Origin of the sequence: Psychrobacter sp. UBA3962, assembly GCF_002385225.1 — a bacterium.
Classification (GTDB): domain Bacteria; phylum Pseudomonadota; class Gammaproteobacteria; order Pseudomonadales; family Moraxellaceae; genus Psychrobacter.
This window is the reverse complement of the sequence record NZ_DGDC01000003.1, coordinates 235,166-258,503: the sequence shown is the minus strand read 5'-3', so window position 1 is coordinate 258,503 and position 23,338 is coordinate 235,166. Positions and strand designations below refer to the sequence as shown.

General features: G+C 42.1%; 15 protein-coding genes. 9 read left to right on the top strand and 6 right to left on the bottom strand.

The window, feature by feature from the left end; translation table 11 throughout:
* Positions 1 to 3 precede the first annotated feature (3 nt).
* Positions 4 to 1,263, bottom strand: a complete 1,260-nt coding sequence (locus B3S92_RS01455) for an RluA family pseudouridine synthase (protein ID WP_296202054.1) — start codon at positions 1,261 to 1,263, stop codon at positions 4 to 6.
* A gap of 290 nt (positions 1,264 to 1,553) precedes the next feature.
* On the opposite strand from B3S92_RS01455, the gene B3S92_RS01450 reads away from it, so the two are divergent.
* The 7 genes from B3S92_RS01450 to yfaE all read left to right on the top strand — a co-directional run bounded on the left by B3S92_RS01450 (position 1,554) and on the right by yfaE (position 12,395).
* The gene (locus tag B3S92_RS01450) at positions 1,554 to 2,723 is read left to right on the top strand and encodes an outer membrane protein assembly factor BamD (RefSeq protein WP_296202053.1); all 1,170 of its coding nucleotides are present in this window, start codon (positions 1,554 to 1,556) and stop codon (positions 2,721 to 2,723) included.
* Between the two features lie 138 nt (positions 2,724 to 2,861).
* Positions 2,862 to 5,138 carry a DNA primase gene (dnaG, locus tag B3S92_RS01445; RefSeq protein WP_296202051.1) on the top strand — a complete coding sequence of 759 codons (2,277 nt, stop codon included), beginning with the start codon at positions 2,862 to 2,864 and terminating at the stop codon, positions 5,136 to 5,138.
* A gap of 366 nt (positions 5,139 to 5,504) precedes the next feature.
* Positions 5,505 to 7,373, top strand: coding sequence for an RNA polymerase sigma factor RpoD (gene rpoD / locus B3S92_RS01440; protein WP_296202050.1), 1,869 nt, complete (start codon positions 5,505 to 5,507; stop codon positions 7,371 to 7,373).
* 109 nt (positions 7,374 to 7,482) lie between these two features.
* Entirely contained in the window at positions 7,483 to 7,803 is a 321-nt protein-coding gene (locus B3S92_RS01435) for a DUF493 domain-containing protein (RefSeq protein ID WP_244156618.1), read from the top strand.
* A gap of 557 nt (positions 7,804 to 8,360) precedes the next feature.
* On the top strand, positions 8,361 to 10,637 hold the full coding sequence (gene nrdA, locus B3S92_RS01430) for a class 1a ribonucleoside-diphosphate reductase subunit alpha (RefSeq protein ID WP_296202048.1): 2,277 nt from the start codon (positions 8,361 to 8,363) through the stop codon (positions 10,635 to 10,637).
* Positions 10,638 to 10,830: 193 nt separating this feature from the next.
* A complete protein-coding gene (gene nrdB / locus B3S92_RS01425) occupies positions 10,831 to 11,964 on the top strand; it encodes a class Ia ribonucleoside-diphosphate reductase subunit beta (protein ID WP_296202047.1) in 1,134 nt (377 codons plus the stop codon).
* Positions 11,965 to 12,137: 173 nt separating this feature from the next.
* Positions 12,138 to 12,395: a class I ribonucleotide reductase maintenance protein YfaE gene (gene yfaE / locus B3S92_RS01420; RefSeq protein ID WP_077451480.1), complete on the top strand. Its 258-nt coding sequence runs from the start codon at positions 12,138 to 12,140 to the stop codon at positions 12,393 to 12,395.
* A 120-nt stretch (positions 12,396 to 12,515) separates the two neighbouring features.
* On the opposite strand, the gene B3S92_RS01415 is transcribed toward yfaE, so the two are convergent.
* The gene (locus tag B3S92_RS01415) at positions 12,516 to 13,832 is read right to left on the bottom strand and encodes a S1C family serine protease (protein WP_296202046.1); all 1,317 of its coding nucleotides are present in this window, start codon (positions 13,830 to 13,832) and stop codon (positions 12,516 to 12,518) included.
* A 342-nt stretch (positions 13,833 to 14,174) separates the two neighbouring features.
* Here B3S92_RS01415 and B3S92_RS01410 point away from each other — a divergent pair, with 342 nt between their 5' ends.
* Positions 14,175 to 14,936: a Nif3-like dinuclear metal center hexameric protein gene (locus B3S92_RS01410; RefSeq protein ID WP_296202044.1), complete on the top strand. Its 762-nt coding sequence runs from the start codon at positions 14,175 to 14,177 to the stop codon at positions 14,934 to 14,936.
* A gap of 1,013 nt (positions 14,937 to 15,949) precedes the next feature.
* Complete coding sequence (locus B3S92_RS01405) at positions 15,950 to 17,182, top strand: transglycosylase SLT domain-containing protein (protein WP_296202041.1); 1,233 nt, start codon at positions 15,950 to 15,952, stop codon at positions 17,180 to 17,182.
* 201 nt (positions 17,183 to 17,383) lie between these two features.
* Here B3S92_RS01405 and B3S92_RS01400 read toward each other — a convergent pair whose 3' ends face one another.
* The 4 genes from B3S92_RS01400 to B3S92_RS01385 all read right to left on the bottom strand — a co-directional run bounded on the left by B3S92_RS01400 (position 17,384) and on the right by B3S92_RS01385 (position 23,125).
* On the bottom strand, positions 17,384 to 20,608 hold the full coding sequence (locus B3S92_RS01400; protein WP_296202040.1) for a lytic transglycosylase: 3,225 nt from the start codon (positions 20,606 to 20,608) through the stop codon (positions 17,384 to 17,386).
* 264 nt (positions 20,609 to 20,872) lie between these two features.
* Positions 20,873 to 21,361, bottom strand: a complete 489-nt coding sequence (locus B3S92_RS01395; protein WP_095532612.1) for a hypothetical protein — start codon at positions 21,359 to 21,361, stop codon at positions 20,873 to 20,875.
* A gap of 179 nt (positions 21,362 to 21,540) precedes the next feature.
* Entirely contained in the window at positions 21,541 to 22,758 is a 1,218-nt protein-coding gene (locus tag B3S92_RS01390; RefSeq protein WP_244156639.1) for a CNNM domain-containing protein, read from the bottom strand.
* A 67-nt stretch (positions 22,759 to 22,825) separates the two neighbouring features.
* A complete protein-coding gene (locus B3S92_RS01385) occupies positions 22,826 to 23,125 on the bottom strand; it encodes an integration host factor subunit beta (RefSeq protein ID WP_296202036.1) in 300 nt (99 codons plus the stop codon).
* Positions 23,126 to 23,338 lie beyond the last annotated feature (213 nt).

Sequence of the window (23,338 nt, the reverse complement as noted above, 5' to 3'; positions counted from 1 at the left end):
GCACTACTCACTCAAGATTTCTGCCAGTTCAACAATATCATCCGGTAAAGGCGCTGTGACTTCGATATCTTCCCCAGTCTCTGGATGTATAAACCCTAATTGATACGCGTGTAGCGCTTGACGGGGGAAGTTTTGAATGGCATCACGCTGCTCTTGGGTCAGTCCTGCTCTAAGCTGCTGACGGTTGCCATAGACATCATCGCCAATGATAGGATGGCCTATGTGACTTAAATGGACACGAATTTGATGGGTACGGCCCGTTTCTAATTGCACATCAAGCAAACTATAGTTTTCATTTAACGGAGTAATAGTCATGATATGGGTCACAGCAGGCTTGCCCACACTGGTCACTGTCATCTTCGTACGCTGGGTACGGTGGCGACCTATTGGGGCATCTATTGTGCGCTGGCGGGCTAGACTTGCTGCATCCCCTGCGACAATACACTGATAATGACGATAGACGCTCTTATCTTTTAGCTGTTCTTGCAGCTCAAGCTGTGCTGTTTTGGTTTTACCAATAACCAATAATCCTGACGTATTTTTATCAATACGGTGTACCAAGCCAGCTCTCGGCAAATGCGCTTGGTTGGGATAATGAAACAGCAGTCCATTAACTAAAGTTCCTGTCCAATTACCAGCACCAGGGTGAACCACCATACCCACCGGTTTATTCACCACCAACACACTGTCATCTTCATAAACAATATCTAAAGCTATGTCTTCTGGCTGATCATTACCATGTTGCTCAAGTTTAGCTTGTAGCAACAAGCTATCTCCGACCTTGACCCGATATTTCGGTTTTTCTACTTTGCCATTGATAGTCAAGTTACCCGACTTCAGCCATTCTTGCAGCTGAGCACGAGAGTGATCGGCAAAAAGCTCTGCTGCCAACTTGTCAATACGCTGACCGGCTTCATCTTTAGTCACTATATGCTCAGCATGTACTTCTAACGTTTGATTATCGCTGCTCTCTTCTTCGTCTTCATCGAAATCTTCCAGCTCAATCTCTGCCTCATAATCTGCTATTGACGACAATTGAGAGGACTCTGAATTTTCAATTGCCGAGCTTGGCATAGAGTTGGCTTTATCCTCCATAGCTTTACCCTCTATAGTATGGTTAGCAAGGGTTGACTGACTATCCGGCTCATTCTGAGCTGTATTATCTACAACTCCTGCTTGATTGTTGCTCAGGTTTGGGCTATTTTCCGAAGGTATAGATGACGCTTCAGAAGACATATTAGAGGAGAGGGTTTTAGAGGACATATTAAACGACATAGTTATTTGGACCAAATTGAGTTTTTTATTAATAAGCTAAGTGTAGCATGGTTTGACTTATTCTCCTTATTTTAGCGTAATAACTGTCCCCCTAAACACAGTGTATTTAGTACCCAAAATCTGTTAATTATGTCCGCAATAACGCCTCATAACTGTCAAAATTGAAGCGCTAACAACATTAAGGTAGCATTCACTCTACAATCCTATACCAAAATATTAGTGTAGCGTGCTACACTAGAGCCACTAAAATTTTACTAAAATATTCTGCGGAGATTTCCATGCAGCGTGCTTCAACTTCTTTATTTACTGCATTAACCCCTAATCCATCTCATTCTTCTCGTAAGACTAAGTTCACTTTGGCACTATTAGCTGCCGGTATGCTTAGCTTATCTGGTTGTCAGACTCTAAAAAATATTACTGGCAAAGACACTGACGCAGTAGCTTCTGCAGAGAAATCGGATGCTCAGTACTATAAAGAAGCAGTAGAGTCTATGGAAAAAGGACGCTATATCTATGCTTCAGAGCAATTATCGGAACTACGTACTTTTTATCCTACTGGCCCGTATGCCGAACAAGCTTTATTAGATTTAATGTACAGCCAGTTTCAGTCGGATGAATATGGCTTAGCAGTGACCAGCGCTGAACAGTTTATTAAGCTATATCCTCGCAATCCTCAAGTAGACTATGCCTACTATGTCCGCGGCGTAGCCAATATGCAAACCGGCACTAGTAGCTTATTAAATGCGGTGAAATTGCAGCAAGCCCATCGTGATACTTCTTACTATCGTTTGGCCTTTAGCAACTTCCAAGAGTTACTGACCAAATTCCCAAATAGTAGCTACGCTCCAGACGCAGCTCAGCGTATGATTTATATTTATAACCAATTTGCTGAAAGTGAGCTAACAGCAGCACGCTGGTATATTAAACGTGAAGCTCATGTTGCCGCTGCTAACCGTGCAAGATGGGTATTCCAATACTATCCTCAAAGCCAACAAATTCCCGAAGCCATTGCAATTTTGGCTTATAGCAATGAGCAATTAGGTCTAAATGATTTGGCACAGCAATACAAAACTTTGTTACAAATCAACTATCCTGAATGGTTAACTGCTGATGGTAAAGTACGTATTAGCAATAATCGTGCGGGTAGCTTATTAAGCAGAATGACTTATGGCAAGCTGGGTCGCTCAGACAAGCGTACAGACTCTAATGCTACTCAAAACTCTGAATATACGGGGCCAACTAAGCAGCAAGTCATTTATGAAGCGGCTCAACTACAGCTGCCTACAGACAATGCTACTTTATCTGACCAAACTTTACCGACAATCAATACCGGTCGCCGTGGGGTTAACCTAGGTCTTGGCTTACCTGATGAGGCAACAGGCACTCAGCCACAGACTCGCATTTCTAGTCCAAAAGAGATGTATCCCGATAGCAGCAACAATGAATAAGTAACTGCTTAGCTAAAAACACTTAGCTAAAATTACATTGTTTAAGCAATACCTTTGAGCCACTTTATAAGCTAACCCCTTTAAAGTGGCTTATCCGTCTAAAGAATCCGTTTTTATTTGGTAAGGCCAAACGCAATTATGAGCATCCCTAACCATATTCTTGATCAACTAAATAGCCAAGCCGATCTGGTAGGGATTATTGGGAAGCACACTACTTTAAAACGCGCCGGAAAAGAGTTTAAAGGCAACTGCCCTTTTCACGGTGAAAAAACCCCCTCTTTTTATGTCAATCCCCAAAAAAACGTCTATAACTGCTTTGGTTGCGGTGTGGGTGGCAATGCCATTAGCTTTTTGCGTGACTACGAAAACCAAACCTTTATGGAGGCCGTAACAGAGCTTTCACGTCAGACAGGCATCGAAATACCCAAAGAAGACAATAGAAATTTACGCTATAAAAGAACGCCCAAGAAAAGTGCGCCACCACCACCTCAGCCGCCAGTCGCACAGCCTAAAGCACCTTCTACGACAAGTAGCTCAAGTAATTCAAACGGTAGTAGCATTACCTTTCAGACTAATAATGGGCCTAATAATAATAACAATCTAAGTAATAGCAGCTCGAATAGCCCTAACTCGGCCCCTGTCTCTGATGACAGTACCGGCTACTTCGATGAGGCCAGCTATTATAACTCTGCGCCTCCTGCCGACTGGAATTCAGGCTTCTATCCTGAAGACATTGCCCACTTTGACCCTGACATGGGCTCTGCCCCTGACTATCATTCCGGTGCTCCCTACAGCCAGCCTCAAGACAGTCAACAAGATAGTCAAGAAGGGGATCTGTATGACCTATTGATGAGTATCAGTGAGTTTTATCAGTACAACTTGCGTAATAACTCACGGGCCATGGCTTATTTTAAAGAGCGGGGTTTAACCGATAGCATTATCGATGAGTTTAAGTTGGGCTATGCTCCAAGCGGCTGGCAACATTTAGAGCAAGCTTTCCCTCGAGATATAGAGGGTCTTAAAGCTTTGGGCTTGGTGCGTAATTCTGAAAAAGGACGGGGTTATGATTTGCTGCGTGATCGAGTTATTTTCCCCATTCGAGACAATCAAGGCCGAGTAATCGCGTTTGCCGGACGTGCCCTAGACAATGAGGTAAACCCTAAATATATCAACTCTAGCGACTCCCCTATCTTCCATAAGCAGCATGTGCTTTATGGCTATTATGAGTCTAGGCAACATAGAGCCAACGACTGGTTAGTGGTCGAAGGTTACATGGATGTCATTGCTCTATATCAAGCAGGTATCTACGGCGCGGTTGCTTCTATGGGAACGGCCATTAATGAAAGCCAAATCTCGCGTTTATTGCAATTAAACCCTACCCTAACTTTATGTTTTGATGGGGATAGTGCGGGTCAAAAAGCCGCATGGCGTACTCTAGAGGTTGCTTTACCCGTGCTAAGTGATGACAAAGAGCTGCGCTTTTTAACATTGCCTGGTGGACACGACCCAGATACTTATATTGCCTTACAAGGCGTGGAGGCCATGCGTGAGCAGATCAAAAATGCCATGCCTTTGTCACAATATATTTTCGCCTACTTAAGTGAGAGATATGATTTAAGCTTGGCTGAAGGTAAAGCCAAACTGATGTCTCAAGTTAGGCAGTTGACCAATAACTTGCCCAAGGGCTCAAGCTTTAAATACTTGCTTAACAATGACATCTATCAAAAACTGGGGGGCCGAAAAGGTCAAAAGAACTCAGCTCATGATGTATTGTTAGATTTTGATAGCGACATGACGGTCAGCCGCATGCTTGAGCTGTGCTTGCTGTTTTCACCAAATTTAATGCAAGAAGACCCTATCGCACGCATATGGCAAGAGTCTGGCGTGGCAGATATTGAACTGTATCCTCCACGCCCAAAACAAAAAAATAAGAATAGTACTGATGCTGATAAAGCTTCTGCTAAGGCGCCTGTCAAGCCAACAGCCAAAGTTTCTGACTCTGCCATTAAGTCTCCCGCTAAAGGAGCTATTCAGCCACCGCCTCTACCAAGTTGGCAGGATTTTGACAGTCCTAGCTTGGTGCAGCTCACTGAGACCATAAACGCTCTGGCACCTCATCTACCCAAAGATACCAATGCCGCTGCCCATTTCATCCTAGCCAATTTACCGGCCAATCAGCAGCATACCTTAGCTAAGCGCTGGTTTCCTTTTTGGTCCAATTTAAATAAGCGCGGTATCATTGATGTCGATGAGCTGTTCGATGATTTATTGGTTCAGCTGATGCTACAAGCCCTATCAAAACAAATGTCACAATTTAAAAATATTATTATTACCTCCTATCTAAACCGCCAACGCCAGACCTTACTGAATTGGTCCAAGCAGCAACAGGCTGAGCAGTCAAGTAAGATGGCTTAAGGTGGCGTATTTGGCTTTTAAAAACTTTATTAACCTATTGTTTACGCAAACAATGAGCCCTAAGGCTTTAAAAATCGGGGGATGGCCCCATATCATTAGTATCACCGGGTAGTACCTAAGCAAATATTAACCCCCTATCAGCGTTAGTTTTTCTCACTGAGGGTCGTATTTGCGGTGCTGATTTGGATATTATGTTATAATATCGGACTAAAATCTTTTAATCTTTGGCTGCAGATTTGGTTGCTCAACCTACAGTAAATAGCTTTTGCAAAAACTAAAACAATAAGACAACAATCTGGCCTACTAAAAAGCGAATGCACCCCCACTCTACCTTTAACCCACATCTTCTATTGCAAGCGAGATATTATGACCGATAAGGCAGCCTCTCAATCTACCTCTCAACTAGCCACCCTAATTCAAATGGGTAAAGAGCAAGGCTATTTGACTTATGCTGAGGTGAACGACCAACTTCCCGCCTCAATTACCGAAAGCGACCAAATTGAAGACATCGTTCAAATGCTTACGGATGTTGGTATTAAAATTTTTGAATCAGCACCAGATGCTGATGATATCTTGATGAACGATGGGGCCAATGATGATGAAATGGCCACTGACGAAGCAGCCGCTGTATTAGCCGCTGTAGAAACTGAACCAGGCCGCACCACTGACCCTGTGCGTATGTACATGCGTGAAATGGGTACCGTTGATTTGTTAACCCGCGAAGGCGAGATCGTTATCGCTAAGCGTATTGAAGAAGGTATCCGTGATGTGCAGCATGCTATGGCTTACTGGCCTGGCACTGTACAGTTTATTCTTGATGAATATGACCTAGTAGAAGCTGGCGAGAAGAAGCTTTCTGACGTTATCACTGGTTTCTTAGATCCAGAAGAGCTTGAGCCGGTTGAAGAAGACGAAGAAAAAGTACCCGTTATTACCACCAAATCTAAAGCCAAAGATGTGGATGATGACGAGGAAGAAGACGCTGAGGAAGAAGAGGAAGAAGAAGCAGAAGAGGCTGGTGGTCTAGATCCAGAGCTTGTGCGTCAGCGTGTCGAAGAGATTCGCGAGTTATTCACTACTGCCAAACAAGCTTTAGAAGAGTATGGTCGTGGTAGTCCGCAAGCGGAAGAAGCCTATGCCAAAATGGCCGATCGCTTTATGCTATTAAAGCTTAATAACCGTATGTCTGATAACGTAATGGCTATCATGCATGATGTGTATGATGATGTGCGTAAACAAGAGCGTCAAATCATGCGTTTGGTTATCCGCCGCGGTAAAATGCCACGTGCTGAATTCCGTAAGACCTTCCCAAGCAACGAAACCAACGTTGATTGGCTAACCGACCGTCTAAAAGGCAATCCTAAATTTGCTGAGAGCTTAGCCAAAGTGGTTGATGATGTGGTGGTATTACAGCGCCGTATCAAAGACCATGAAAACAGACTCGGCATGCAAATCAGCGAGATGAAAGAAGTCGCTCGCCGTATGGCCATTGGGGAAGCAAAAGCGCGCCGTGCCAAAAAAGAAATGGTTGAAGCCAACTTACGTCTGGTAATCTCTATCGCCAAAAAATATACCAACCGTGGTTTGCAGTTCTTGGATTTAATTCAAGAAGGTAACATTGGTTTGATGAAAGCTGTAGACAAGTTTGAGTACCGCCGTGGTTATAAATTCTCAACTTATGCCACTTGGTGGATTCGTCAGGCCATTACCCGTTCAATCGCTGACCAGGCTCGTACTATTCGTATCCCGGTACACATGATTGAAACCATAAACAAAATAAACCGTGTATCGCGTCAGTTGCTACAAGAGATGGGCCGTGAACCTACTCCTGAGGAATTAGGCGAACGTTTAGAGATGGATGAAGGCAAGGTTCGTAAAGTCTTGAAAATTGCCAAAGAGCCCATATCTATGGAAACACCAATCGGTGACGATGAAGATTCACACTTAGGCGACTTTATTGAGGACCAAACCATCTCAAGCCCTGTTGAAGATGCTACTTCAGCCGGCCTACAAGAAGCCACTCGTGATGTGTTGAGTAATCTAACAGAACGTGAAGCCAAAGTACTGCGTATGCGTTTTGGTATTGATATGCCAACCGATCATACTCTAGAAGAGGTCGGTAAGCAGTTTGATGTTACCCGTGAGCGTATCCGTCAGATTGAGGCCAAAGCTTTACGTAAGCTACGCCATCCTTCACGCTCTGAGCACCTACGCTCATTTTTAGAAAATGACTAAGTATTAGCCACACCATTACTTATTCACTAAAAAAAGCTGGGGGTTCTCAGCTTTTTTTATACTTTAAAAACAATGGGAGATGCCAATTATGGCTAACAAAAAAATTGATATGACTCAAAGCTTAACTCTTAACAGAAATCCTTTTGCCAAAAAGACCGATATCCAAAATCTACACTTATGGGAATTCCCAATGGACTACCCTATGAGTATTATTGGCCACGAAGGTGAGCATGACACTCTACTGAATGAGGTTAAGCTTATTTTAGGTACTCAGTTTCCTGACTTTGATACTGAGAGTCTAACCGTGAAAAAATCAAGTACCGGCCGTTTCACTTCAGTCCGTGCCAAGTTATACTTTACCGAAGCAGACCAAGTGAATGAGCTTTATGCGGCTCTAGACAAGGCAAAAACAGTTCGTACTGTGGTGTAAATATTTTACGTCTACAGTCTACAATACATTAACTGAGTCACTATTTTATTTATTAGCCACGGCTGAACTTCCAAAACATAGCTTCAAAATATAGCTAAAAAAAAGAGCAGGCATCCTCCCTGCTCTTTTTATTTGGATTTTATTTAGGTTCTATTTTAGCCACTCAAACTGAATTAATTTACAGGTTAAAACTTTTACCTGAACAAATCTAAACCCGTTTACTCTCGTTTACAATTTAGTAAAAAAAGTTTTTTTCAGCTTTTTTTAGCCACTAAATTTCTTGACATAACCGCTAAGCAATAGCCTATCGGTAGTTGCAAATTTGCAAGCATTTTTCATGGCTAATTATTCATTTCAATTCTCTCAATTGAACTAGTAACTGCCGCTTTGTCAAGATAGTAAATTTTCTTTTTTTCCTTTATATTGTGCCTACATCATAGAAACCACCCTATATCTTGTGTTTTATCTGAAACACAGGCACTATAGGTACCAGGTAATATTTTTTAGTGGTGAGACGATATAATCGTGTCACTGAGCAATAACTAGCGGAGACAGCAATGACAAATATGGATAATATTAAAGTAATGAAACGAGACGGCCGCCTGGAGCCAATCGATTTAGATAAAATCCATAAGGTCATCACTTGGGCCGCAGAAGGATTGGATAACGTCTCCGTTTCTCAAGTAGAACTAAAATCTCATATCCAGTTTTATGATGGCATTAAGACTCGTGATATTCATGAAACCATCATAAAAGCGGCAGCAGATCTTATTTCAGAAGACACTCCAGACTATCAGTATTTGGCTGCCCGTTTGGCGATTTTCCACTTACGTAAGATTGCCTACAATCAATTTGAGCCGCCCCATCTATACGACCATGTGGTCAACTTAACTGAGTCTGGCAAATATGATCAGCATATCTTGCAAGACTACTCTCGTGAAGAGTTTGACGAGCTAAACGAGTATATCGATCACTGGCGTGACATGACTCTAGCTTATGCTGCTGCTGAGCAAATGGCTGGTAAATACTTGGTACAAGACCGTGTTACCAAGAAGGTTTACGAAAGCCCTCAGTTCTTATACGTGCTAGTGGGTATGTGTCTGTTTGCCTCTTACGATAAGTCTGAACGTATGGACTACGTCAAACGCTTTTATGACGCTGCCTCTACTTTCAAGATTTCACTACCTACTCCAATCATGGCAGGTGTGCGCACCCCATCACGCCAATTCAGCTCTTGTGTACTGATTGAGTGTGGTGACAGCCTGGATTCTATTAACGCTACTACCAGCGCTATTGTACGTTACGTATCACAACGCGCCGGTATTGGTATCAACGCTGGTAACATCCGTGCCCTAGGTAGCCCTATCCGTGGCGGTGAAGCACAGCACACTGGCTGTATCCCCTTCTATAAGCTATTCCAAACTGCGGTTAAGTGCTGCTCTCAAGGCGGCGTCCGTGGGGGTGCAGCGACCCTATTCTATCCATTGTGGCACTTAGAAGTAGAGTCACTACTGGTACTAAAAAACAACCGTGGTGTAGAAGACAACCGTGTACGTCACATGGACTACGGGGTGCAAATCAACCGTACTCTTTATACCCGCTTGATTAAAGGCCAAGACATTGCCTTATTCTCACCATCAGACGTGCCCGGTCTATACGAAGCTTTCTTCGCGGATCAAGACAAGTTCGAAGAGCTATACACCAAGTATGAGCAAGATGAGAATATCCGTAAGCGCCATGTTCCTGCCGCCGACTTATTCAGCTTATTAATGCAAGAGCGTGCCAGCACCGGTCGTATCTACATCCAAAACGTTGACCACTGTAACACCCACAGTCCGTTTGACCCAAGTGTGGCCCCTATCCGTCAGTCAAACTTATGTATGGAAATTGCCCTACCGACTAAGCCACTAGATAACATCAATGATGAAAAAGGTGAAATCGCTCTTTGTACTTTATCTGCGGTGAACTTAGGTGAAGTTGAAGACCTAAAAGACATTGAAGAGCCAGCAGAGTTAATCGTACGTGCTTTGGATGCCCTATTAGATTACCAAGACTATCCGGTTAAAGCCGCTGAAAACGGCAGTATGAACCGCCGTACCCTAGGGGTTGGTGTGATTAACTACGCTTACTACTTGGCCAAAAATGGAGTGAAATACTCAGACGGTTCAGCACTGGGCTTAACCCATCAAACGTTTGAAGCGCTACAGTACTATTTACTAAAAGCATCGAACAAGTTGGCGAAAGAAAAAGGCGCGTGTCCTGCCTTCAATGAGACCACTTATTCACAAGGTATCTTACCGATTGATACCTATAAGTCTGACTTAGACCAAGTATGTAATGAGCCATTGCAGTTGGACTGGGAAGCCTTGCGTAGTGAGATTAAGGAGCACGGCCTACGTAACTCTACTCTATCAGCGTTAATGCCTTCTGAGACTTCAAGTCAGATCGCCAACGCAACTAATGGTATTGAGCCACCTCGTGGTCTAGTGTCTGTGAAAGCATCAAAAGATGGTATCTTAAAGCAAGTAGTGCCTGATATCTTAAACTTAAGAGACAACTACGAGCTGTTGTGGCAAATGCCAAATAATGATGGCTACTTAAAGCTGGTAGCGGTTATGCAGAAGTTTATTGATCAGAGTATCTCTGCCAATACCAACTATGACCCAACCCGCTTTGAAGGCAACCGTGTGCCAATGAAAGTACTGCTAAAAGACTTGTTGACCGCTTATAAACTGGGCGTTAAGACCCTCTACTATCACAACACTCGTGATGGGGCTAACGATGCTCAAGCCGATATCGATGACGGCTGTGCCAGCGGTGCGTGTAAGCTTTAATATTTCAAAGCCTACGTAGCTAGCAATGGTTAATTAAATGAAATACCCCCTTAAGTTAAGGGGGTTATTTCGGATATAAAAAACACTTTTACTCATTAAGTTTTGTAACTCTACTATGCGATAAAATCTATCCGACTTTATCGCAGCTGCCTATTAAAACTTAAAACTTCTCATAAATATAAAAGGTAGAATCATGACGTACTCAATTTTTTGCCAAACTCCAAATGATCAGCTCAAAGAGCCGATGTTCTTTGGTCAGCCCGTAAACGTGGCGCGCTATGACCAACAAAAGCATCCTATTTTTGAACAGCTAATTGAGAAGCAGTTGTCATTTTTCTGGCGCCCAGAGGAAGTTGATGTTTCAAAAGACCGTATCGATTACAGTAATTTATCGAGCCATGAACAACATATCTTTATCAGTAACTTAAAGTATCAAACTTTGCTTGATTCGATTCAAGGTCGCAGCCCAAACGTGGTGCTGTTGCCACTGGTTTCTATCCCTGAGCTTGAAACCTGGATCGAGACCTGGTCATTCTCAGAGACCATTCACTCTCGCAGTTATACTCATATTATCCGTAATATCGTTAACGATCCTGGTGTGGTATTCGACGATATTATGGAGAACGAGCATATCCTACAACGTGCCTCAGACATTGCTTTCTTCTATGACGATTTGTACCAACATTCACAGCTATATAGCTTATTGGGTCCAGGCACTCATATCGTTAATGGTGAAGAGAAGTATGTTGACTTAAGAAAACTAAAAAAACAGCTGTACCTATGCTTGATGGCGGTTAACGTCCTAGAAGCCATTCGCTTCTATGTGTCATTTGCTTGCTCGTTCGCCTTCGCTGAGCGTAAGCTAATGGAAGGTAATGCCAAAATTATTAAGCTTATTGCCCGTGATGAAGCGCTACATTTAACCAGTACTCAGCACATGATTAACATCTTAGCCTCAGGTAAAGATGATCCAGAAATGGCTGAAATTGCTGAAGAGTGCTATGAAGAGAGTATCGATATCTTCCGTAAAGCAGCAGAACAAGAAAAAGAATGGGCCGGCTACCTATTCAAAGATGGTTCTATGATTGGTCTGAACAAAGACATCTTGTGTCAGTATGTCGAGTACATTACCAACTTACGCATGGAAGCTGTGGGTCTACCTGGCATCTTCCCAGAGTCTAAGAGCAACCCTATTCCTTGGATCAATACTTGGTTATCCTCTGACAACGTTCAAGTTGCGCCACAAGAGACAGAAATCAGCTCCTACTTAGTAGGTCAGATTGATTCTGATTTATCAGACAGTGATTTTGATGATTTCGAACTATAATTTTCGATAGAAGTAATAAGCATGTTAGGGCTATCGAGACGACAGGCTTAATAACTTATTTAAAATAGCGTGCCGTTGTTGTGAAAATGACCGCACGCTTTTTTGCCCTATTTTTTTATCTAAGCTAAGACGCATCACTCTATAAATAAACAATTAATAAGTGACTCAATACTATGACTTGGGTATTTACCTCAAAAAAACGTTTTTATCTGCATGATGATGAAACTTTATTGGATGGTTTATTACGTACTGGGCATGATATTAATTATCAATGTCGTGAAGGCTATTGCGGTAGCTGCCGGGTTACCTTGAGCCACGCCTCCTTTCCAGTGACTTATGCAGAGCCCCCTTTAGCAATGATTGAGCAAGGAGAGATTCTTGCCTGCTGTTGCAAAGTCAAAGGATTGATTCATCTAAAAGAAGTCAAGTAATAGCCTGGCTATATACTGTATAAAACAAAGAAATATAAAATTATAAAGCCAAAAAAAAGTCCGCCTTATAGCGGACTTTTTTGTACTTATAGCTTTAACTTTTCAGCTACTCACAAAATGTTATTGCGGTAACGGGTCTACTTTTGGTCGGGCCCCATTTTCAAATAATTCAATCAACTCTTCTCTAAGCTGGGCGCGTTGCTCATCTGTTAATGGGGGTCCATTTTCAGGCTCAACTAACAGCTCTGGATCTGTTGGCATTTCCATAGGCGCTACCACATCAGTTTGGGTAGGACGTTCCGCCAAAGCTATATCAATATTCATGTTTTCTGAACCGCGTACCACTTGTACCTTCAATACACTATTAGGCATTTTGCGAGCGACATGCTGAATCAGTGCGTTAGAATCGGTCATCTCTACCCCATCGATAGATAGAATAACATCGCCTACCTTCAGCCCACTTTTAGCAGCAGGGCTACCTGGGATAATGTTACGCACTACCACCCCTGTGGTAGTTTCAAGTTGTGAAGGATCGCGCAGCTGAGACAGTACTTCGATACCTAGCCAGCCACGACTGACTTTACCATCTTTGATAATGGCATTCATAACTTGTTCTACTAAAGCGGTTGGAATCGCAAAGCCAATCCCCATAGAGCCGCCTGAGCGTGAGAATATTAGGGTATTAATCCCCACCAATTCACCGCGAGCATCTACTAAGGCGCCACCGGAGTTACCTGGGTTAATGGCTGCATCAGTTTGGATAAAGTCTTCAAAAGTGTTAACCCCGAGACCGGTACGTCCTGTAGCTGAGATGATACCTTGAGTCACGGTTTGTCCCACACCGAAGGGGTTACCAATGGCCAGGGCCACATCGCCTACTTCAATAGGCGTTTCTCTAAATGCCAAAGGCTCTAGTCCTGTCATGTCGACTTTAATAACCGCCAAATCACTGTCAGGATCAGTGCCCACTACTGTAGCCACAGCTTTACGGCCATCATTAAGTGCCACAACAATCTCATCCGCTTTGGCAATCACATGAGCATTGGTTACAATATAGCCATCTTTTGAGACAATCACCCCTGAGCCTAAGTTGGTCTCTTGACCAGCTTGAGGATTTTGGCCATGAAACTCATAGAAACGACGCAAGATAGGATCATTCATATAAGGGTTTTGAATGGTCTGCGTAGTATAGATATTAACTACCGAGCGTGACGCCTTAGCAACCGCATTATGATATGACACAATAGGCTCAGGCTTATCAGAGTTTCTACCGGTGTTTAGCGCAATAGAGTCAGACTCATTACGTGGCGGCTCCCAAGCGGGTTGTTGACTGGTTTTTTGCCCAATATAGACCCAGATAAATGCTGCTAATACAGCGATCAATAATAACCAGGGTAGAATCTTCCAGATAACGCTGGTTTTTGATGATGCAGACATGTCACTCCTCAATGTCAAAACGTGCAAATAGCACGAACACCAAACCTTAAATAAATTTAGATGACTTTAGCGACAACCAATATTTTACGTTTTAAGGCGATGGTGGATATTTAGATGGTTTAATGGATTAAGAATCACTTAAAATGGTATTAGTTTAACATTTGTTAGCCATTTACTGTCCCACCCCTTTCTATTTTTCACCGCTATATTGTTCAATTCATGTTACTTGTAGCCCACTAAGCCCATTTTGAACGGCTCATTTTATAAAATAATTCTAAGTTAAGTCCTTTATTATTTGATTGAAAATTTATTAACACAGTATTTCTAATTAAGGAGTTTGTAATGACCGAACTAAGCCCAATAGCCCTCGAGCAATGGTGCAATGATTACCTAAAAGCCAAAGAATTTAAAGACTACTGCCCTAATGGTTTACAGGTAGATGCTGATGCTCCTATCAAAAAAATCATTACCGGAGTTACCGCTACTCAAAATCTTATTGATGCGGCTATCGAGCAAAACGCTGACGCTATATTGGTACATCATGGCTATTTTTGGAAGGGTGAGCCTGAGCCACTAACGGGTATGAAGGGCAAACGTATCCGTAGCCTACTGCAAAACCATATCTCCTTACTGGCCTACCACCTACCCCTAGATGCTCATCCAGTCATTGGTAATAATGCAGTGCTGGCAAATCTTTTGGATCTACAAATTATGGGTGCCTTATACCCAGATGAAAAGCATCCGGTGGGGAATATTGCCCAGTGTGATCCTATCTCTATTGAAGACTTTATTAAAAAAGTTAGTGAAAAACTACAGCGAACCCCCACCCATATTAGTGCTGGTAACTCAGTAATTTCAAAGGTGGGGATCTGCACTGGCGGCGCCCAAGACATGATTGAACAAGCTGCCAATATGGGCTGTCAATTGTATATCTCTGGAGAAATTTCAGAGCGTACTACGCATTCAGCCCGAGAGTTAGGAATTGATTATCTGGCTTGTGGTCATCATGCAACCGAAATGGGCGGCATCCAAGCTTTAGGAGAGGTGATTGAAAGCACTTTGGGAGTGCAAGTTAGCTTTGTTGATGACCCTAACCCTGCTTAACTTGATCTTATTTACCTGTGATTTATATGATCTGAGATTTGTGCGGCTAGAGCTTATGGAATAGCATTTATGTAGCTCTATTAAAAAATTAGAATGAGCTGATAAATATTATCATACATACCTGAAACCTAATTTTTAGTATAATATGCGCCTTTCTAAATGTGACGCCCCTCATTAAATCAACAATTGTTGGTAACTTTTGATATTTTCATCAGTAATTGGCGATTTAATGTTGAATTTTTATCTTAATAGCACAATATAATTAAGATAAGACCGCCAAATTTAATAAACTATCGCAAGCGCGGGTTTAGCCTGGCTTAAATAAAATTACATCTCGACACTTGGCTTCATAAGGTACTGTCTCTTATAAATTATAAAATGACGTACTTATCTTAGAGCCTCGGGGTTGAGCGGGATTTTATTTAAGTAGGTTTGTGATTGTTGATGTCTAGCACTGACCATATAAGTTAATTAAATATAGCTTATATAGTCAGCGCTTAAATCAATAATTAAAAGTAAACCTAAGAGAAGTGACAACGGATTTAACAAACATTAAATCCATCCAGTATTGGTAAGTTTAGAAAGACATATTTTTATTTAAATATATTCAATACTGGGTCATAAACCCTATATTTATAGAGTTAGCCGTTTGTTGAGACAAGACAGCGGCTGCTTTATATCTGGATGGGCTTTACCATAAATTGATATGAGTTATGGTATTTAGCTTAGGAGTGCTTTAATTCGTCTTGTTAGCAATATTTTTGATTTTTCAAAAGGGTATAAGCTATAGCTTTACTCACACATCGTCTTTGATAAATCAAACGTTATATGATCAATAATAAGGGCTATTTGTGTTTTTGCCCGCTTTATTGATGCTGAATGGCCCTAGGTAGCTTGATGGCTAAAAGCTGTATATAACGTCTATATTGCTCATGACTGTGGCTTAAAGAGACTTTAATACAATGGTGTATTAAACTCTACACAGTGTGGATAGTTGGACAACGGAGCCATCCATGCAACGACTATCGAATTGGATAAATCGCAAAGACAACCATTCTATCTCATCTTATGTATTTACCACACCTTTAAACCGTTCTAAAAATGTTCGTCATTTTTTAACTCCCCTACATCGTAGTCTACCTAATTTCAAACGTCCTGCAGCGAACAAGAAGTTTGCTAAGACCAAAATGCTAGCGCAAATCTCTGGCATTGCTCTGTTATCGTTGCCAGCGAAAAGTCTGACCACAGCGCTATTCACCACTCAGGCGGAAGCTTACGAGACCGTTATGGCCTCGCAAACTTTAACCCTAGCTTCGGTAAAAGGTAATAGTACTTATTTTTCAACAGACCGCTTCGAGCATGGGTTTGGCTTTGATATCGCTCGCTCCTACGCTCATGATTTGGGCGTTGATTTAAAAGTAAAACAATATGACTCTGATGCTGACGCATTAGCTGCAGTACGCGAAGGTGAGGCTGATATGGCTCTAACCACAGCCAGTACCAAGCTAAGCACCGAGTCTGGTGTGGCCTCCATTAATATTAGCTGCGGCTTTGACAGCACCTTGGTCGCCAATGGACTTCATCCCAAAACCAATTGGAGCTTTAGAAGCAGCACTGACCCTTTAGCGGTAAAAGCCAGTCACTTCTTATGTGACGATGGTCAGTTAATCAATACCACCAAAATTGCCAATTTTTATGATCAAACTTTATTAAAAGATGATTATAACCGTAAGCATTTTGAACAAACTTTAACAGCTAATCTGCCAAGCTATAAGTCCTCATTTCAGCAGCAAGCCAGCGCCTATAATCATGACTGGCAGCTATTAGTGGCCATGGGCTATCAAGAGTCGCATTTGGATGCCAATGCCATCTCTCCCACTGGGGTACGTGGTCTGATGATGTTGACCAATAATACCGCTAAAGCCATGGGCGTATCAGACCGAGTAGACCCCTATCAAAGTATTGGCGGTGGTGCTCGTTATCTAGAGCAGATGAAAGAGGCTTTTGCAGAAGTGCCCAATCCAGACCGCCTATGGTTTGCTTTGGCCTCTTATAACATGGGTCCCAATGCGGTCAAAAGCATTCAGAAAAAAATCGAGAAAGACGGCAAAAACCCAAATAGTTGGTCAAATGTATACGCCTATATGTCAGACCATGCCAGTCAGAACTCTCGCTATGTCCAGTGCATGGACTATGTAACCAACATACGTAGCTATTTAGAGTCCTTGAAGATGCAAACGGTTTAAACGGTTAGGAGTTGATATCAGCCCTATTGAAACAGACCCTTTTAATTAAGCATTTCTTGTAATTATAAATACCCTATACCGTTAAAAATAAAAAAAGAGCACAGTTTTAAACTGAGCTCTTTTTTTATGCCTTATGCCCTACTAAGTTGTCATGGCTTACACGTTACGCGCTTAATAGCCACTTATTGACTTAATAGCACCTTATTGAACAGGTACCTTGAGGGTCTGACCCAGTTGCAACATGGCAGTACTGCTAATTCCGTTCATTTCTGCTAATTTCTCTGGGGTAATACCATACTTCTTCGCTAAGCCGATTAAGCTATCACCAGATTTCACCTTATAGCTGGTGGTAGTAGCAGGAATAGTAATCTTTTGACCCACTCTTAGATCAGCATTATTCTTTAAGCCATTGGCGCTGGCTAGCTGACTAACACTCATACCGTATTGATTGGCCAAGCGAGTCAATGAATCACCAGATTTGACGGTGTAATTACCACTCGTCGTCACTGCAGGTGCTGAGCTAGAACTAGAAGCGCTGCTACTGGTATTAGAGCTAGAAGAAGCACTGCTAGTGTTGGCTTTGGTACTTGGAACCTTCAAGGTTTGACCAACAAATAATCCTGCTGTCGGGCTGATATTGTTAGCTTCAGCCAACTCAGCAGTAGACACCCCATACTCTCGAGCCAAGTTAATTAAGCCATCTCCTGCTTTCACCTTATAAGTACCCGTATAGTTCGCTTTTGAGCTACCCGAGGTACGTGTAGGAGTAGCAGGAGCAGTACTCGATGCACTACTACTTGAGGCACTACTACTCGTAGCCGCTGAGCCACTGCCTGGAATGGTAATAACCTGACCTATCAATAAGTTTGAAGTAACACTTAGATTGTTAGCTTTAGCAAGATCAGCAACAGATAGATTGTACTGGCTAGCCAAATTGGTTAAGGAATCCCCTGCCTGAACCTTATATTTGATGGTCTGATTATTCAAGCTGCGAGCGACTTGCTGCTTACTAGCAGGTAACTTAATACGTTGCCCCCTTTGTAATTGAGTGGTCGCTGAGAAGTTATTGATTTCAGCAATTTGGGTATGAGGCACACCAATTCTATTAGCAATGCCGATCAGCGTCTCACCCGCTTTTACAGTATAGCTAGTGGTTTCACCACTATAAGCGCTTGAAGAACTCGTCTTACTGTTACTTGATGAGCTTGATGAACTAGCGCTGCTACTTGAACTTGTTGATCCTGCAGGTACCGTTAAACGCTGTCCTACCAATAACTGCTCATTGGGGCTCATGTCATTCATTGCCGCTAAAGTAGTCACTGGAATATTAAAGCGTGATGCAAGCCCTATCAGGCCCTCTCCACGTTGTACGGTATAAGATTGGGTCTTACCGCTATAGACCGATGAAGAGCTACTTGAGCTGCTGCTAGTCTCACTGGTTTTAACCATACCTGGGATTAACCACAGCTTTTGACCTGCACGCAACTGAGCATTGGTTGGCAAACCATTATAACTGGCCAAACGAGAGACACTTAGGCCCACACGATTAGCGGTACCGATTAAAGTATCGCCTGGACGTACGATATAGGTATTTGGTTGAGCGTCAGCTTGAGTGATATCAGGCTTGGCTACCGCTGTATCTAATGGTTTAATTGGCTTAGCATTGTAGAGGTATAAACTGGTACCTGCCAATAAGGTAGAATTAGGATTAATTTGGTTCCAATCTGCGATATCACGCCAGTTTAAGCCTGCTCGTGAGGCAATATTAACCAAGGTATCGCCGCGCTGTACCGTATAGGTACTACGGGTACCCGTTGGCTTTGGTGGGGTGGTTTGCTGTTGTGAAGAGCTTGGACGGTCAAAGCTTATCTTCTTCTCTTCACCACGCGCCTCTAAGATAGACTGCTGGGTCTGAATGGCTTCAAGTTTAATGTTACCATCAACCGAGCTGACTACTTCGCCCACTTCTGGAGACTGCTGACGAATCTGTTGTGAAATAAAGCTTTTTTCTTCTGCTGATAAAGGCGGCTCTTGGACGATGGTATCATTCTTAGTCAACTGAGCAGAAGTAGTTGGCAATGTATTTGATGCCGCAAGCTCAGATTCAATTCTTTTCTTTTCACTAGCACTAATAGGGGGTTCACTTATAGTCACCCCTGGTGAAAATGAAGGCGTTGGGGCAATATAGCTACTGTTTTGTTGTGGAGCACGCGCTTTACTTGCAAACTCTGCTAAACCTTCAGGAGATTTTGAAAGCACCTGATATTGTGAATCAGGGATATTATAAGGAGAGCTATTGTTTGTGTTGCTGGCTAAAATAGTGCCACCGCTGCCATTTAGACTACTTAGCTTAGAGTCTACTACCACGTTAACTTGGTTAGGAATAATGACACGGTTTGGTCCTGCACTGTCCACTCTGCCACTGCTCAAAGAAGGGTTTAGAGCTTTTAACTCATCATAACTCACGCCAGTTAACTGTGACACCTCCATTAAACTTACGCCATAGTTGACTGGCACACTTCTAAAATGCTGACGGTTCGCAATGGCCGGTAAATAAATGCTGTATTGACCAGTGTCTTTCACAATTTGTGCCACCGCCATGAAGCGAGGTACATAATGCATGGTTTCAGTAGGCAGTGAAAGCGACCAGTAATCGGTAGGCAGACCTCTAGCACGGTTGGCATCAATGGCTTTTTGAACCCGACCAGGACCCGCGTTATAAGCGGCTAAAGCCAGCTCCCAGCTACCAAATTGGTTGTGTAGTGACGTTAAGAAGTCATAAGCTGCGCGCGTTGATTCAATAACATCGCGGCGCCCATCATAAGTTGGGGTCTGAGTTAGACCGTAAATGCGACCAGTACTTGGAATGAATTGCCATAAGCCTGCAGCCGCTGCGTTACTGGTACCCGTTGGATCGTAAGAACTCTCAATGACAGGCAATAAAGCCAGCTCTGTTGGGATATTACGACGCTCAGCTTCACGCACAGTGTGATATAAATAACGACTCGCACGGGCCGTTAGACGATTGATATATTCTTGACGGCTAATAAACCAGTTCTTCTGAGCGTCAATTCTTTGCTGCTGACCATAACCATAGTTCTGGCTCATACGGAATCCAGCACGCATCCTATCCCATAAGTTACCATACTGCTGAATGGCTAGCTTATCGTCTTCCACCATCTTCATGTCGGTGGCTTCCAATAAGTTCTCTAGCTCTGCCAAGCTTTCATCATCTAATAAAGAAGTGCTGTATCCTCGGGTAGCTGGAACATTAGATACCGCTTCATTTTGTGCAACGGGGACTCGAGTCACCTGTTGTGTACCTTGTACCGGTGCTGTGCTATTACAGCCAGCTAAGACAGCTGAGCCTATAGCAATGACTAAAGGTAGCTTACAAAATTGAATGGTGGTGTTTCTAAAATTCATGACAATAACAACCCAGAGTGATAAGTGAATAAACGGTTTTATAGTTTATACAATAAACTTTAAAAGCAGATAAAATTTTAAAAGTAGATAAAAAAACAACTTGCTGCGAAGTGTAATAGTTTTTTAATAAATACAGGCATTACTAATAACTTTAACTAATAGACAGCTTTTCAACGCTTGAGTATATCAGTATTTTCATCAATACAAAAAACGAAAAAGTTTGTAAATATTACAAACTTTTTCGAAACGGATAATCAGGGTATTTTATTCAATCGTAACTTGTGAAACTGCTCTCAAAAGTACAGCGTTATTATTGTCAGATTTCAAAGTAGCTCGAGAGGTGGTGCTCATCGTGCGTTGTTGACCATCTCTTACCCAAGTTTCTACAGTTTTGACATCGGCCTTCGCCTGCTCGCCACTGATCACTATGTTAGAGATAGAGATATCATAGCTATAGTTAGTAGACTTTGACCAACTGTCTTGCAATAACTTTAAATACGCCGCTTTATCTAAACTGGTAGTTTTACCGCGGCGCGATAGTGAGATCAATGCTTCATCTGCCACCAAGCTTGAGACTTTGCTGACATTTTTGCTGTTAGCGGCTTGCTTCATTTGAGTGGCATAATTTTGCACAGCAGCTTCATTGATTGCTGCTTGGGCAGGAGTCGCAACAAAGCTAACCGCAGCAATCATAGCTACTGGAGCCAAAGCACCAGCTAAAGATTTTCTAGAGCCAAATAAACTCTTCATCATAATTTCCTTAAGGTAATATTCGTGAATTTAAGCTGAAGACTGTCGCTATTGTTGTTGTAAATGTCTTAGCCTAGCTTATTTATATTACTACATTTAAAGTAGACTTATCCTAGCTGATTATTAACGGCTTGTAATATTTAGTCACAAATTAAAGTAAGTCACTTTATCTTTACTCATGATTACTCGTCGTTGTTGTCATCATTTTCAACCAACATACCTAAACGCGCTGAACGGCGTTGCATCATTTGACGAGCCAAGGCTTGCATATCCTCTACTCTATCGACTTCGTCAACAATCTCTAAGCCTAGCAACGTCTCTAACACATCTTCTAAGGTTACTAAGCCTTTGACCTCACCATACTCTCCTACTGTGATAGCAATATGAATACGGCTATTGAGCATTAAATCTAGTAAATCAAACAACTTCATCTTAGAGAATACGAAAGTAATTTCACGCTTATAGCTCTCTAACGGTTTGTCCATATGATTATTGGCTTTTGCCAATAAAATGTCTGATTTTAAAACGAAGCCTGTGACTTTATCCAAGTCTTCATCATAAATGGGCAGTCTAGAAAACATAAGCTTGGGTCGGTTTGCCAGTAGTTCTGCCACTGTGATCGACTGATCAAAGGCATGCATAACTGATCTTGGCGTCATAATATCTTCAACCTTAATCGCCCCAAAGGCTAAAAGGTTTCTAATAATTCGCGACTCTAAAGGATCAATTTGACCCGACTGCTCACCCACACTCGCTAAAGCAGCAAATTCATTGCGACTAAAAGTGTGAGCTTTTTTACCTCGAGTTAGCAATTTAGTAATCTTTTCTGAGAACCAAATCAGAGGATATAGTAAAAATATAATGGCTTTAACAAAATAAGCTACTGGTCCAGACAGGCTACGCCAATAGACAGTTCCTAAAGTTTTCGGGATAATTTCCGAACCAATCAAGATTAAAAGGGTCATGAGTGCAGAGAATACCCCAAACCATTCACTTCCAAAGACAATTGTAGCCTGAGCACCTGCCCCTAAAGACCCTACGGTATGCGCCACTGTATTTAAGGTCAAAATAGCGGCAATAGACTGATCAATTTTGTCTATTTTAATCTCTTTTAACATCGCCGATTTTTTGGGATTCTCTTCTGCGATAGAAGCCACATAGGAGGGCGTCATGGTTAATATCGCGGCTTCAGATACTGAACAGATAAAAGAGACAAATACTGACATTACAACGAAAAATATCAGTAAGGCAACGTGAACCCCGTAAGCAGAGGTTTGGATAGCAATATCAGCAGAACTGCCCCCAGCTGCATAAGCAACTAATGGCAGTGAAGCGATAAGAGTGAATAGGATAGTAGTGTTACGGGTAAAGCGTGATGATCTTCTAAATCGAGCTTTCAAGTCAAACACCTAATGTAATTAACATATAAAAAGTAAGGGTTACAGGATATCATTAAACCTATTACGTTTACATCCATTTATCATTAACGCCTTCACGTAATGCTTTACCTGGCTTAAAATGAGGAATAGATTTTTGCGGCACCATAACTGCTTCTCCAGTTTTAGGATTACGGCCCTGTCTGGCATCACGATGGTGTAAACAAAAAGTTCCAAACCCTCTAACTTCAATGCGATTATTTTCAATTAGTTTTTCAGAAAGTAAATCAATAATCTCTCTAACTGCTTCATCAACCTCTGCATCAGAGATATAGTCGCAACGCGCAGAGACATCCTGAATTAAATCTGATTTATTTATAACTTCCGTCATATCCTTGTGACCTTAATTATTAGTTGAAATACCTTTAAAGTTATAGTCCTTTAAAAACCTTATAAGCAAATGACCATTATTGATATGATAATGGCTATCTAAACGAACTACAAAAATAGGACTTTTAAACCTAAGGAAAACCTTGTGCTTTATAAGTCAGCATATTTCATAGCCTGTTGATATTAAATCATAAGTTACAGCATCTGTGGAACT

Coding starts and splice junctions, on each gene's coding strand:
- nrdB (WP_296202047.1), top strand. CDS start 10,831: ATGACGTACTCAATTTTTTGCCAAACTCCAAATGATCAGCTCAAAGAG.
- B3S92_RS01400 (WP_296202040.1), bottom strand. CDS start 20,608: ATGAATTTTAGAAACACCACCATTCAATTTTGTAAGCTACCTTTAGTC.
- B3S92_RS01450 (WP_296202053.1), top strand. CDS start 1,554: ATGCAGCGTGCTTCAACTTCTTTATTTACTGCATTAACCCCTAATCCA.
- B3S92_RS01415 (WP_296202046.1), bottom strand. CDS start 13,832: ATGTCTGCATCATCAAAAACCAGCGTTATCTGGAAGATTCTACCCTGG.
- B3S92_RS01410 (WP_296202044.1), top strand. CDS start 14,175: ATGACCGAACTAAGCCCAATAGCCCTCGAGCAATGGTGCAATGATTAC.
- rpoD (WP_296202050.1), top strand. CDS start 5,505: ATGACCGATAAGGCAGCCTCTCAATCTACCTCTCAACTAGCCACCCTA.
- B3S92_RS01395 (WP_095532612.1), bottom strand. CDS start 21,361: ATGATGAAGAGTTTATTTGGCTCTAGAAAATCTTTAGCTGGTGCTTTG.
- B3S92_RS01435 (WP_244156618.1), top strand. CDS start 7,483: ATGACTCAAAGCTTAACTCTTAACAGAAATCCTTTTGCCAAAAAGACC.
- dnaG (WP_296202051.1), top strand. CDS start 2,862: ATGAGCATCCCTAACCATATTCTTGATCAACTAAATAGCCAAGCCGAT.
- yfaE (WP_077451480.1), top strand. CDS start 12,138: ATGACTTGGGTATTTACCTCAAAAAAACGTTTTTATCTGCATGATGAT.
- B3S92_RS01455 (WP_296202054.1), bottom strand. CDS start 1,263: ATGTCCTCTAAAACCCTCTCCTCTAATATGTCTTCTGAAGCGTCATCT.
- nrdA (WP_296202048.1), top strand. CDS start 8,361: ATGACAAATATGGATAATATTAAAGTAATGAAACGAGACGGCCGCCTG.
- B3S92_RS01405 (WP_296202041.1), top strand. CDS start 15,950: ATGCAACGACTATCGAATTGGATAAATCGCAAAGACAACCATTCTATC.
- B3S92_RS01385 (WP_296202036.1), bottom strand. CDS start 23,125: ATGACGGAAGTTATAAATAAATCAGATTTAATTCAGGATGTCTCTGCG.